11 protein-coding genes, 2 tRNA genes, 1 rRNA gene and 1 pseudogene are annotated in these 11863 nt (G+C 42.1%); 13 read left to right on the top strand and 2 right to left on the bottom strand.

What is annotated here, in order from left to right:
• Positions 1 to 115 precede the first annotated feature (115 nt).
• The 9 genes from ABKJ27_RS07535 (at position 116) to ABKJ27_RS07495 (ending at position 6900) form a co-directional block, all read left to right on the top strand.
• On the top strand, positions 116 to 1195 hold the full coding sequence (locus ABKJ27_RS07535; RefSeq protein WP_410011623.1) for an N-acetylmuramoyl-L-alanine amidase family protein: 1080 nt from the start codon (positions 116 to 118) through the stop codon (positions 1193 to 1195).
• Between the two features lie 90 nt (positions 1196 to 1285).
• Entirely contained in the window at positions 1286 to 1585 is a 300-nt protein-coding gene (locus ABKJ27_RS07530) for a DUF4651 domain-containing protein (RefSeq protein WP_410011622.1), read from the top strand.
• Entirely contained in the window at positions 1582 to 1899 is a 318-nt protein-coding gene (locus ABKJ27_RS07525; protein WP_173268111.1) for a thioredoxin family protein, read from the top strand. Before ABKJ27_RS07530 ends, ABKJ27_RS07525 begins: the two co-directional genes overlap by 4 nt.
• 15 nt (positions 1900 to 1914) lie before the next feature.
• Positions 1915 to 2541, top strand: a complete 627-nt coding sequence (gene ytpR, locus ABKJ27_RS07520) for a YtpR family tRNA-binding protein (RefSeq protein ID WP_410011621.1) — start codon at positions 1915 to 1917, stop codon at positions 2539 to 2541.
• Between the two features lie 41 nt (positions 2542 to 2582).
• On the top strand, positions 2583 to 3344 hold the full coding sequence (locus tag ABKJ27_RS07515; RefSeq protein ID WP_247930825.1) for an SDR family NAD(P)-dependent oxidoreductase: 762 nt from the start codon (positions 2583 to 2585) through the stop codon (positions 3342 to 3344).
• A 77-nt stretch (positions 3345 to 3421) separates the two neighbouring features.
• A complete protein-coding gene (locus ABKJ27_RS07510) occupies positions 3422 to 3817 on the top strand; it encodes a single-stranded DNA-binding protein (RefSeq protein WP_000282442.1) in 396 nt (131 codons plus the stop codon).
• Positions 3818 to 4087: 270 nt separating this feature from the next.
• Positions 4088 to 4369 carry a co-chaperone GroES gene (groES, locus tag ABKJ27_RS07505; protein ID WP_247930826.1) on the top strand — a complete coding sequence of 94 codons (282 nt, stop codon included), beginning with the start codon at positions 4088 to 4090 and terminating at the stop codon, positions 4367 to 4369.
• Between the two features lie 18 nt (positions 4370 to 4387).
• Positions 4388 to 6010: a chaperonin GroEL gene (groL, locus tag ABKJ27_RS07500; protein ID WP_020902493.1), complete on the top strand. Its 1623-nt coding sequence runs from the start codon at positions 4388 to 4390 to the stop codon at positions 6008 to 6010.
• Positions 6011 to 6132: 122 nt separating this feature from the next.
• The gene (locus tag ABKJ27_RS07495) at positions 6133 to 6900 is read left to right on the top strand and encodes an epoxyqueuosine reductase QueH (RefSeq protein WP_000567567.1); all 768 of its coding nucleotides are present in this window, start codon (positions 6133 to 6135) and stop codon (positions 6898 to 6900) included.
• A 70-nt stretch (positions 6901 to 6970) separates the two neighbouring features.
• On the opposite strand, the pseudogene ntdP reads toward ABKJ27_RS07495, so the two are convergent.
• Positions 6971 to 7503: pseudogene (gene ntdP / locus ABKJ27_RS07490) on the bottom strand (nucleoside tri-diphosphate phosphatase).
• A gap of 88 nt (positions 7504 to 7591) precedes the next feature.
• On the bottom strand, positions 7592 to 8368 hold the full coding sequence (recX, locus tag ABKJ27_RS07485) for a recombination regulator RecX (RefSeq protein WP_410011620.1): 777 nt from the start codon (positions 8366 to 8368) through the stop codon (positions 7592 to 7594).
• Positions 8369 to 8405: 37 nt separating this feature from the next.
• Here recX and rlmD point away from each other — a divergent pair, with 37 nt between their 5' ends.
• The 4 genes from rlmD (at position 8406) to ABKJ27_RS07465 (ending at position 11807) form a co-directional block, all read left to right on the top strand.
• The gene (gene rlmD, locus ABKJ27_RS07480) at positions 8406 to 9770 is read left to right on the top strand and encodes a 23S rRNA (uracil(1939)-C(5))-methyltransferase RlmD (protein ID WP_410011619.1); all 1365 of its coding nucleotides are present in this window, start codon (positions 8406 to 8408) and stop codon (positions 9768 to 9770) included.
• A gap of 53 nt (positions 9771 to 9823) precedes the next feature.
• A tRNA-Glu gene (locus ABKJ27_RS07475) sits at positions 9824 to 9895 on the top strand.
• Between the two features lie 242 nt (positions 9896 to 10137).
• Positions 10138 to 11683, top strand: a 16S ribosomal RNA gene (locus ABKJ27_RS07470).
• Between the two features lie 51 nt (positions 11684 to 11734).
• A tRNA-Ala gene (locus ABKJ27_RS07465) sits at positions 11735 to 11807 on the top strand.
• Positions 11808 to 11863 lie beyond the last annotated feature (56 nt).

Below are 11863 nucleotides of genomic sequence, written 5' to 3'. Positions count from 1 at the left end.
ATCAGAACCTTTGAGAAGAGTCTCAGAGGTTTTTTACTAGCATATTTAGGATAAGATTTGCAAATTAAAAACATAGTGATATAATTAACATAACAAAAGTTAAGGAGGATTTACAATGAAAAAAATCACACTATTTGGTTTGTCTCTAGCAGGTTTAGCTTTACTAGCTTTCCCTCATTCAGGAAAGGCCTTCGAGCTAAAAGAAGAATGGGTTATTAAGGGTGGCGTTCAGTATCAAGATGGCAAAATTCTTCGATTTAACAATGGCCATGAAGTAGATATCAAAGTATTGGATTTGCCAAAAACTGAGAAAATCGAGTGGACGGTCAGTCTCAATGGTCAAGATCAAACTGTCAATTTCCTAGGTCAAGAAAAGGACAAGTCTATGATGGGTGTAGAGGGGCGTTACCTGAATTTCTATGTACCTTATGGCTATAGAGGGGATATCAAGGTCGAGGCCAAGAGCGGAAATGAAGTAAAGACCTGGTCCACTAAAGTAGTAGATGATGTATATAATGACGGTGGAAAGAGTGGTTACTTCCGTATTGACGAATCAAATGATCAACACACCTACCTTGATGCAAAATGGGACTATCAAACCAAGACTTACACTGCTACCTTACCAGAAACTGTCAATGGTCAAAAAGTCTTTGCTTGGGCAGACGACTATGAAGAATTGAAACTTCAAAAACCAGGAGTTATCAGTCATTCCTACAGGGGGGCAGGAGCCTTCAAAATACTTTATCCGATTGTAAAAGCAGAAAGCTGGCTAAAAAAGGATTACAGTGAAAAGTGGTACTATCAAAAACAAGGTCAATTAGTACAGAACGATTGGGTTAAGGACAAGGGAACTTGGTACTTTATGAACGATAAAGGAGTCATGTTTAATCAAACTTGGCTTTATCAAGGTAGCAACTGGTATGCCTTTAAATCATCAGGAGCTATGATTGCTGGTGATTGGCTTTATGATCAAGGCAAGTGGTACTATTTATCAACTTCAGGATCCATGAAAGCAAGCACTTGGGTTTATGACAAGGGAGAATGGTATTATGTAAGTTCTTCTGGTGCCATGTTAGCGAATGATTGGGTCAAAGATAATGGCAAGTGGTATTATCTGGCTTCATCAGGTAAGATGCTTCGCAATACCTACACACCAGATGGTTACTACGTTGGTAACTCAGGCGCCTGGCAATAAGTATAAGAAGTCCTTTTCCTTAAAGGAAGAGGCTTTTTACTTGCTTTTCTGCTGCTTCCTCATTTGTCCTAAAGCCTTTTTTGTGTTAAAATGAATGGTATGAAAGTTAAAAAAATGTGGATGGCAGGTCTGGCCCTGCTTGGTATTGGGAGCCTTGCCCTTGCTACGAAAAAAGTTGCAGATGACCGTAAGCTCATGAAGACTCAGGAAGAGTTGACAGCGATTGTGCGAGACCATTTTTCAGACATGGGGGAAATTGCGACCCTCTATGTTCAAGTCTATGAAAGCAGTCTAGAGAGCTTGGTTGGTGGCGTCATTTTTGAGGATGGCCGTCATTATACCTTTGTCTATGAAAATGAAGACCTAGTCTATGAGGAGGAAGTCTTATGATACAACCAACAAGTTTAGAAGAGTTAGCATCTTTAGTAGAAAAAGATGGCAAGAAGGTCTTTCTTTTTGTAGCAGACTGGTGTGGCGATTGTCGTTATATCTATCCTGCATTGCCAGAGATTGAGGAGACCAATCCAGAGTTCACCTTTATTCGCGTGGATCGAGACCAGTATATGGATTTGGCCAAACTCTGGGATGTATATGGAATTCCTAGCCTTGTTGTTCTAGAAAAAGACAAGGAAATTGGTCGTTTTGTTAATCGCGACCGTAAAAGCAAGCAACAAATTAACGACTTTTTAGCAGGACTGAAATAGGAGAAAATAGAAACAATGATTTTTACATATAACAAAGAACATGTCGGTGATGTCCTTATGGTCATCGTGAAAAATAGCGGAGATGCCAAACTGGATGTGGAGCGCAAAGGCAAGGTAGCTCGTGTTTTCCGCAAAGATAATGGGGAAACAGTGGCGTGGAATATTTTCGAAGTTTCAAGTTTGTTTGAAATTGCAGAGCGCGGTCAAGTCTTTTTGACAGATGAGCAAGTCGCTCGTTTGAACCAAGAATTACAAACGGAAGGTTTTACAGAAGAAATTTTCAATGACAAGGAACCTAAGTTTGTTGTTGGTGAAATTGTCGAGATGGTAGCTCATCCAGATAGTGACCACCTCAACATCTGCCAAGTTGCAGTCGCAAGTGACAAGACAGTGCAAATTGTTGCAGGGGCTCCCAATGCGCGTGTCGGGTTGAAAACCATTGTGGCTCTTCCTGGAGCTATGATGCCCAAAGGCAATCTTATTTTCTCAGGCGAACTTCGTGGTGAAAAGAGTTTTGGAATGATGTGCAGTCCTCGTGAATTGCATTTGCCAAACGCTCCGCAAAAACGTGGTATTATTGAATTATCAGAAGACCAAGTTGTTGGAACTCCATTTGATCCAGCCAAACACTGGACTGCCTAAGAAGTTGTCAGTATCTGATAGACCAGTTAGAAGGAAATAAGATGGCAAAAAATGTTGTGATTACAGGAGCGACATCAGGTATTGGTGAAGCGATTGCGCGTGCTTATCTGGAGCAGGGTGAGAATGTCGTTCTAACAGGACGAAGGATAGACAGACTAGAAAACCTCAAGTCGGAGTTTGCAGCAACCTATCCAAATCAAACAGTTTGGACCTTTCCACTGGATGTGACGGATATGACCATGGTCAAGACTGTCTGCTCCGATATTCTAGAAACGATAGGGCAGATTGATATCTTGATCAATAATGCTGGACTGGCTCTAGGCTTGGCACCCTATCAGGACTATGAAGAGTTGGATATGCTGACCATGTTGGATACCAATGTCAAAGGTTTGATGGCGGTTACTCGCTGTTTCTTGCCAGCAATGGTAAAAGCAAATCAAGGTCATATCATCAATATGGGATCGACAGCAGGAATTTATGCTTATGCGGGAGCCGCTGTTTACTCAGCCACCAAGGCGGCAGTTAAAACCTTTTCAGATGGTCTGCGAATTGATACCATCGCAACGGACATCAAGGTGACGACCATTCAACCGGGGATCGTTGAAACAGATTTCTCTACAGTACGTTTTCATGGTGACAGAGAGCGGGCTGCGACGGTTTATCAGGGAATCGAAGCTTTGCAAGCTCAGGATATTGCAGATACAGTAGTCTATGTGACCAGTCAACCTCGCCGTGTGCAGATTGCAGATATGACCATCATGGCCAATCAACAGGCAACAGGTTTCATGGTTCATAAAAAGTAAAAAATTTCCTAGAAAAGTTACAAATTTCTGTAACTTTTTTTGATTTCCTACGAATAGATAAGTAGGAGGAAAAAAATATGTATAATAAAGTTATCTTAATCGGACGCTTGACGTCTACACCAGAATTGCACAAAACCAATAATGACAAGTCAGTAGCGCGAGCAACTATCGCTGTGAACCGTCGTTACAAAGACCAAAACGGTGAACGCGAAGCTGACTTCGTCAATATGGTCCTATGGGGCAGATTAGCAGAAACATTGGCAAGCTACGCAACCAAAGGTAGTCTCATTTCAGTGGATGGAGAATTACGTACCCGTCGTTTTGAGAAAAATGGTCAAATGAATTATGTGACTGAAGTCCTTGTGACAGGATTCCAACTCTTGGAAAGTCGTGCCCAACGTGCTATGCGTGAAAATAATGCAGGCCAAGATTTGGCGGACTTGGTCTTGGAAGAGGAAGAATTGCCATTTTAATACTCTTCAAAGCACGTTAGCTGGTATAGGTAACTGATTTCGTTAGTCTTATCTATAACCTCAAAACAGTGTTTTTAGCAGTCTGCGGCTAGTTTCCTAATTTGCACTAGTATAAGCATTGAAAAGTCTGAGTTGGTCTCAGGCTTTTTATCTTGAGAAAGTCAGACTTTTTTCTTGACTATTTCTGACCAAGTGATACAATAGAACTATGAATTAGCACTCGAATACAAAGAGTGCTAATAATATCTATCTCATTATGGAGGAAATCAGATGTTGAAACCATTAGGGGACCGTGTGGTCTTGAAAATCGAAGAAAAAGAACAAACTGTTGGTGGCTTTGTCCTTGCAGGCTCAGCCCAAGAAAAAACCAAAACAGCCCAAGTTGTGGCTACTGGACAAGGTGTTCGTACCTTGAACGGTGACTTGGTTGCTCCAAGTGTTAAAGCTGGAGATCGTGTCTTAGTTGAAGCCCATGCAGGTCTTGATGTCAAAGATGGCGATGAAAAGTACGTCATCGTAGGCGAAGCTAACATCTTGGCAATCATTGAATAATAGAAGGAGAAAGTAAGTATGTCAAAAGAAATTAAATTTTCATCAGATGCCCGTTCAGCTATGGTTCGTGGTGTCGATATCCTTGCAGACACTGTTAAAGTAACCTTGGGGCCAAAAGGTCGTAATGTCGTTCTTGAAAAATCATTCGGTTCACCCTTGATTACCAATGACGGTGTGACCATTGCCAAAGAAATCGAATTGGAAGATCATTTTGAAAATATGGGTGCCAAATTGGTATCAGAAGTAGCTTCAAAAACCAATGATATCGCAGGTGACGGGACTACAACTGCAACGGTATTGACCCAAGCAATTGTCCGTGAAGGAATCAAAAACGTCACAGCAGGTGCAAATCCAATCGGCATTCGTCGTGGGATTGAAACAGCAGTTGCCGCTGCAGTAGAAGCCTTGAAAAACAACGCCATCCCTGTTGCCAACAAAGAAGCCATCGCTCAGGTTGCTGCCGTATCTTCTCGTTCTGAAAAAGTCGGTGAGTACATCTCTGAAGCTATGGAGAAAGTTGGTAAAGACGGTGTCATCACAATTGAAGAGTCACGTGGTATGGAAACAGAACTTGAAGTTGTTGAAGGAATGCAGTTCGACCGCGGTTACCTTTCACAGTACATGGTGACAGATAGTGAAAAGATGGTGGCTGACCTTGAAAATCCATACATTTTGATTACCGATAAGAAGATTTCAAATATCCAAGAAATCTTGCCACTACTAGAGAGCATTCTTCAAAGCAATCGTCCTCTCTTGATTATTGCAGATGATGTGGATGGTGAGGCTCTTCCGACTCTTGTTTTGAACAAGATTCGTGGAACCTTCAACGTAGTAGCAGTTAAGGCACCTGGTTTTGGTGATCGTCGTAAAGCCATGCTCGAAGATATCGCCATCTTGACAGGTGGAACAGTTATCACAGAAGACCTTGGTCTTGAGTTGAAAGATGCGACAATTGAAGCTCTTGGTCAAGCAGCGAGAGTAACTGTGGACAAAGATAGCACGGTTATCGTAGAAGGTGCGGGAAATCCTGAAGCCATTTCTCACCGTGTTGCAGTTATCAAGTCTCAAATCGAAACTACAACTTCTGAATTTGACCGTGAAAAATTGCAAGAACGCTTGGCCAAATTGTCAGGTGGTGTAGCGGTTATTAAGGTCGGAGCCGCTACTGAAACTGAGTTGAAAGAAATGAAACTTCGCATCGAAGATGCTCTCAACGCTACTCGTGCAGCTGTTGAAGAAGGAATCGTTGCAGGTGGTGGAACAGCCCTTGTAAATGTTATCCCAGCCGTGGCTGATTTGGAATTGACAGGAGATGAAGCGACAGGTCGCAATATTGTTCTCCGTGCCTTGGAAGAACCTGTTCGTCAAATCGCCCACAATGCAGGATTTGAAGGATCTATCGTTATCGATCGTTTGAAAAATGCTGAAGTTGGTACAGGATTCAACGCAGCAACTGGTGAGTGGGTCAATATGATTGATCAAGGGATTATCGATCCAGTTAAGGTTAGTCGTTCAGCCCTACAAAATGCAGCATCTGTAGCCAGCTTGATTTTGACTACAGAAGCAGTCGTAGCCAATAAACCAGAACCAGTAGCCCCAGCTCCAGCAATGGATCCAAGCATGATGGGCGGCATGATGTAAGCTTTCTATAGAAAACACAAAAGGAGGAAATGCTATCCCTCCTTTTTATGATGTTCATTTCTAAATTGATTTGAGCTCTCCTAACTTATATGATAAAATAAGACTAGAAAAAGGAGAAGAACATGATCGATGTAGAAGAGATTCTGAGCAAGATGAACCCCAATCAGAAGATTAATTATGACCGTGTCATGCAGAAGATGGTCCAAGTATGGGAGAAAAATGAGCAACGGCCAACCATTCTCATGCATGTTTGCTGTGCCCCTTGCAGTACCTATACCCTAGAATATTTGACCAAATACGCTGATGTGACCATCTATTTTGCCAATTCCAATATCCATCCCAAGGCAGAATACCATAAGCGTGCCTATGTTACCAAGAAATTTGTCAGTGATTTCAATGAGCGGACAGGAAATACGGTCCAGTATCTAGAAGCTCCCTACGAGCCAAATGAATACCGAAAATTAGTTAGAGGACTAGAGGAAGAGCCAGAAGGTGGCGACCGTTGCAAGGTTTGCTTTGACTACCGACTGGATAAGACAGCGCAAGTGGCTATGGATTTAGGATTTGACTACTTTGGTTCAGCCTTGACCATTAGTCCTCATAAGAATTCTCAAACCATTAACAGCATTGGAATCGATGTGCAAAAAATTTACACAACCCACTATCTTCCAAGTGATTTTAAGAAAAATCAAGGCTACAAACGTTCAGTAGAGATGTGTGAAGAGTATGACATCTACCGTCAATGTTATTGTGGATGCGTCTATGCAGCCCAAGCTCAGAATATTGACCTAGTTCAGGTTAAGAAAGATGCCACAGCGTTCTTGCTGGATAAGGATGTTGAAAAAGATTATTCCCACATCAAATTTACTGTTACAAAATTAGATATATAAGGATAAGCCCAGTTGTAAAGCTGGGTTTTTAAAATAAAAAAACCGGGGCCTTAACCCCAGTTTGACAACTTTACCGATTCTTTAGTTCTACATAGCGCTTGTACCAAATGTTTACATAGGCTTCTGAGAAAGGACCACGTCCATTATTAATCCAATCAACAAGAATTTTGACATGTTCTTTTATAATATAGTCTAAGTCATCAGAATAATTCATTTTGCGTTTGTGACGCTCGTACTCCTCAACATCTAAGAGACGTTTTTCCCCATCTGTAAAAATTTTAACATCCAAATCGTAATCAATATACTTCAGAGCTTCTTCATCCAGATAGTAGGGACTAGCCATATTGCAATAGTAGGAAATTCCATTATCGCGAATCATGGCAATGATATTAAACCAATATTTCTTGTGAAAGTAAACAATAGCAGGTTCTCGAGTGACCCAACGACGACCATCACTTTCGGTAACCAGTGTGTGATCGTTGACACCAATAATGGCGTTTTCTGTTGTTTTAGTACCATGGTGTCCCGCCAAGTTCGGTGGAGACTCCCATCATGCTTATAACTTTGAATTGTAATAAAGTCGCCTTCTTTTGGAAGCTTCATAACTAACCAACTTTCTACAATTTATAAGTTTATCGTCTACTATTGTACCATAAAATTACCTAAAATCTGTGAATTTTATATGAAAATATTAAAGATATTCTCTGAGAGCGCTTGCTATATCCGAAAAATCGTAGCCCTTTCGTGCTAAAACTTGGGTTAAACGCTGTTTAAGTTCGTATCCTTCATATTTTCGTGCATACTTGGCATATTGCTTATCAAGTTCCTTGAAGATGAGTTCCTGAGTCGTTTCTTGGTCAACTTGACTATCCAACTCGTCAAAGGCACTTTTAGCATCAGAGTAAGAGAAGCCCTTGTTGGTCAGATTTTGAATAATCTTATCTTGCAAGGCACGAGCAGGAAGTTTTCCTTCATATTTTTTCAACAGTTTATTAGCTACACGTTGAGCAACTTCCGAAAAATCAAATTCTTTCAAGCTCTCTTCTATAGTAGATTTTGAAATCCCTTTTTGTGCTAGTTTCTGAGTCAGTACATAAGGCCCCTTGTCTCCTGAAAGTTGATTGGCATTGATGATAGCATAAGCGTACTGGCCATCATTAATCCACCTATCTTCTTTAAGATTAGCAATGACTTGAGAGACTATGTCTTCATCAATATCGTATTTTTTCAGATATTCTCTAACCTCTTTTTCAGTGCGTGCTTTAAAGGATAGGTGGTAGAGGGCCAGATTTTTACCATAAGAAAATTGGGCAAAGTCCTGTATCTCTTTTAATTCTTCTTCACCTATCACCTTATCTCTCGATAACATAAAACGAACAATAGTATCTTCAGTAATGTAGCATTTGTCGCCATTATCAAGCTCCATCAGATAGAGTCTTTTTTTCTTTTCAAGTTTTGTGATTTTCATAGTTCTATTATAACTCAAAATGTGATAAGATAGGGATATGAATCTGAAAGTGAAACAAAAAATACCATTAAAAATCAAGCGCATGGGAATTAATGGTGAGGGAATTGGCTTTTATCAAAAAACATTAGTCTTTGTGCCTGGTGCTCTCAAAGGAGAAGATATCTATTGTCAGATTACTTCTATTAAACGTAACTTTGTTGAGGCAAAATTACTGAAGGTCAACAAGAAGTCTAAATTTCGAGTTGTGCCAGCTTGTACTATTTACAATGAGTGCGGAGGCTGTCAAATTATGCACCTGCATTATGATAAGCAACTGGAGTTCAAGACGGACTTACTTCATCAAGCGCTGAAAAAATTTGCTCCTGCAGGATATGAAAACTATGAAATTCGTTCAACTATTGGAATGCAGGAACCAAAGTACTACCGTGCCAAGTTACAATTTCAGACTCGAAAATTTAAAAATCAGGTCAAGGCGGGCTTATATGCACAAAACTCTCATTACTTAGTAGAGTTGAAAGACTGCCTGGTACAAGACAAGGAAACTCAAGTGATTGCTAATCGTCTAGCAGAATTACTTACTTATCACCAGATTCCAATCACGGATGAGAGAAAAACTCTAGGTGTTAGAACTATAATGGTTCGACGAGCTAGAAAGACTGGACAGGTTCAGATTATTATTGTTACAAATCGCCAGCTTAATTTAACCCAACTGGTAAAAGACTTAGTTAAAGATTTTCCAGAAGTGGTGACAGTAGCTTTGAATACAAATACAGCTAAAACCAGTGAGATTTATGGTGAAAAGACAGAGATTATCTGGGGAGAAGAGAGTATTCAAGAAGGGGTTCTTGATTATGAATTTTCACTATCCCCTCGCGCTTTCTATCAACTTAATCCTGAACAAACAGAAGTCCTCTATAGTGAGGCAGTAAAAGCGCTGGATGTTAATAAAGAAGACCATTTGATAGATGCTTACTGTGGAGTTGGAACGATCGGATTTGCCTTCGCAAAGAAAGTTAAAACACTCAGAGGTATGGATATTATTCCAGAAGCCATTGAAGATGCTAAGCGAAATGCTAAAAGAATGGGATTTGACAACACACATTACGAAGCAGGAACGGCAGAAGAGATTATTCCTCGCTGGTATAAGGAAGGCTACCGAGCAGATGCTCTGATTGTGGATCCACCACGCACAGGTCTGGATGATAAGTTATTAGATACTATTCTTACCTATGTACCAGAAAAAATGGTCTATATTTCTTGCAATGTTTCGACCTTGGCTCGTGATTTAGTACGTTTAGTAGAAGTCTATGATCTCCATTATATTCAGTCGGTCGATATGTTTCCACACACCGCTCGAACTGAAGCAGTGGTAAAATTAATTAAAAAAGTTTCAAAAAAGTAGTTGACAAAGTTTAAAAAGTGGGTATAATAGTAAGAGTTGGAAATAACAACTCTGGTCCGTTGGTCAAGGGGTTAAGACACCGCCTTTTCACGGCGGTAACACGGGTTCGAATCCCGTACGGACTATAGTATGTTGCAGATGAAACACTTGATGAAAAAAGTTTAAAAAAGTTTCAAAAAAGTGTTGACAAGCGAAAGCGACTGTGATATACTAATATAGTTGTCACTTGAGAGAAGCGAGTGACAAAGACCTTTGAAAACTGAACAAGACGAACCAATGTGCAGGGCACTACAACAATTGTTGTAGTACTGAACAATGAAAAAAACAATAAATCTGTCAGTGACAGAAATGAGTGAGAACTCAAACTTTTAATGAGAGTTTGATCCTGGCTCAGGACGAACGCTGGCGGCGTGCCTAATACATGCAAGTAGAACGCTGAAGGAGGAGCTTGCTTCTCTGGATGAGTTGCGAACGGGTGAGTAACGCGTAGGTAACCTGCCTGGTAGTGGGGGATAACTATTGGAAACGATAGCTAATACCGCATAATAGTAGATGTTGCATGACATTTGCTTAAAAGGTGCAATTGCATCACTACCAGATGGACCTGCGTTGTATTAGCTAGTTGGTGGGGTAACGGCTCACCAAGGCGACGATACATAGCCGACCTGAGAGGGTGATCGGCCACACTGGGACTGAGACACGGCCCAGACTCCTACGGGAGGCAGCAGTAGGGAATCTTCGGCAATGGACGGAAGTCTGACCGAGCAACGCCGCGTGAGTGAAGAAGGTTTTCGGATCGTAAAGCTCTGTTGTAAGAGAAGAACGAGTGTGAGAGTGGAAAGTTCACACTGTGACGGTATCTTACCAGAAAGGGACGGCTAACTACGTGCCAGCAGCCGCGGTAATACGTAGGTCCCGAGCGTTGTCCGGATTTATTGGGCGTAAAGCGAGCGCAGGCGGTTAGATAAGTCTGAAGTTAAAGGCTGTGGCTTAACCATAGTACGCTTTGGAAACTGTTTAACTTGAGTGCAAGAGGGGAGAGTGGAATTCCATGTGTAGCGGTGAAATGCGTAGATATATGGAGGAACACCGGTGGCGAAAGCGGCTCTCTGGCTTGTAACTGACGCTGAGGCTCGAAAGCGTGGGGAGCAAACAGGATTAGATACCCTGGTAGTCCACGCCGTAAACGATGAGTGCTAGGTGTTAGACCCTTTCCGGGGTTTAGTGCCGCAGCTAACGCATTAAGCACTCCGCCTGGGGAGTACGACCGCAAGGTTGAAACTCAAAGGAATTGACGGGGGCCCGCACAAGCGGTGGAGCATGTGGTTTAATTCGAAGCAACGCGAAGAACCTTACCAGGTCTTGACATCCCTCTGACCGCTCTAGAGATAGAGTTTTCCTTCGGGACAGAGGTGACAGGTGGTGCATGGTTGTCGTCAGCTCGTGTCGTGAGATGTTGGGTTAAGTCCCGCAACGAGCGCAACCCCTATTGTTAGTTGCCATCATTCAGTTGGGCACTCTAGCGAGACTGCCGGTAATAAACCGGAGGAAGGTGGGGATGACGTCAAATCATCATGCCCCTTATGACCTGGGCTACACACGTGCTACAATGGCTGGTACAACGAGTCGCAAGCCGGTGACGGCAAGCTAATCTCTTAAAGCCAGTCTCAGTTCGGATTGTAGGCTGCAACTCGCCTACATGAAGTCGGAATCGCTAGTAATCGCGGATCAGCACGCCGCGGTGAATACGTTCCCGGGCCTTGTACACACCGCCCGTCACACCACGAGAGTTTGTAACACCCGAAGTCGGTGAGGTAACCGTAAGGAGCCAGCCGCCTAAGGTGGGATAGATGATTGGGGTGAAGTCGTAACAAGGTAGCCGTATCGGAAGGTGCGGCTGGATCACCTCCTTTCTAAGGATAAGGAACTGCGCATTGGTCTTGTTTAGTCTTGAGAGGTCTTGTGGGGCCTTAGCTCAGCTGGGAGAGCGCCTGCTTTGCACGCAGGAGGTCAGCGGTTCGATCCCGCTAGGCTCCATTGGTGAGAGATCACCAAGTAATGCACATTGAAAATTGAATATCTATATCAAATAG

Origin of the sequence: Streptococcus sp. KHUD_011 (genome assembly GCF_046352925.1) — a bacterium.
GTDB lineage: Bacteria > Bacillota > Bacilli > Lactobacillales > Streptococcaceae > Streptococcus.
Note: the sequence above shows the minus strand (reverse complement) of the source record. Positions and strands in the feature narration are given on the sequence as shown.

What these genes read in the sequence shown, in the direction of transcription:
- ABKJ27_RS07535 (WP_410011623.1), top strand. Translation starts at nt 116, where the DNA reads ATGAAAAAAATCACACTATTTGGTTTGTCTCTAGCAGGTTTAGCTTTA.
- ABKJ27_RS07530 (WP_410011622.1), top strand. Translation starts at nt 1,286, where the DNA reads ATGAATGGTATGAAAGTTAAAAAAATGTGGATGGCAGGTCTGGCCCTG.
- ABKJ27_RS07525 (WP_173268111.1), top strand. Translation starts at nt 1,582, where the DNA reads ATGATACAACCAACAAGTTTAGAAGAGTTAGCATCTTTAGTAGAAAAA.
- ytpR (WP_410011621.1), top strand. Translation starts at nt 1,915, where the DNA reads ATGATTTTTACATATAACAAAGAACATGTCGGTGATGTCCTTATGGTC.
- ABKJ27_RS07515 (WP_247930825.1), top strand. Translation starts at nt 2,583, where the DNA reads ATGGCAAAAAATGTTGTGATTACAGGAGCGACATCAGGTATTGGTGAA.
- ABKJ27_RS07510 (WP_000282442.1), top strand. Translation starts at nt 3,422, where the DNA reads ATGTATAATAAAGTTATCTTAATCGGACGCTTGACGTCTACACCAGAA.
- groES (WP_247930826.1), top strand. Translation starts at nt 4,088, where the DNA reads ATGTTGAAACCATTAGGGGACCGTGTGGTCTTGAAAATCGAAGAAAAA.
- groL (WP_020902493.1), top strand. Translation starts at nt 4,388, where the DNA reads ATGTCAAAAGAAATTAAATTTTCATCAGATGCCCGTTCAGCTATGGTT.
- ABKJ27_RS07495 (WP_000567567.1), top strand. Translation starts at nt 6,133, where the DNA reads ATGATCGATGTAGAAGAGATTCTGAGCAAGATGAACCCCAATCAGAAG.
- recX (WP_410011620.1), bottom strand. Translation starts at nt 8,368, where the DNA reads ATGAAAATCACAAAACTTGAAAAGAAAAAAAGACTCTATCTGATGGAG.
- rlmD (WP_410011619.1), top strand. Translation starts at nt 8,406, where the DNA reads ATGAATCTGAAAGTGAAACAAAAAATACCATTAAAAATCAAGCGCATG.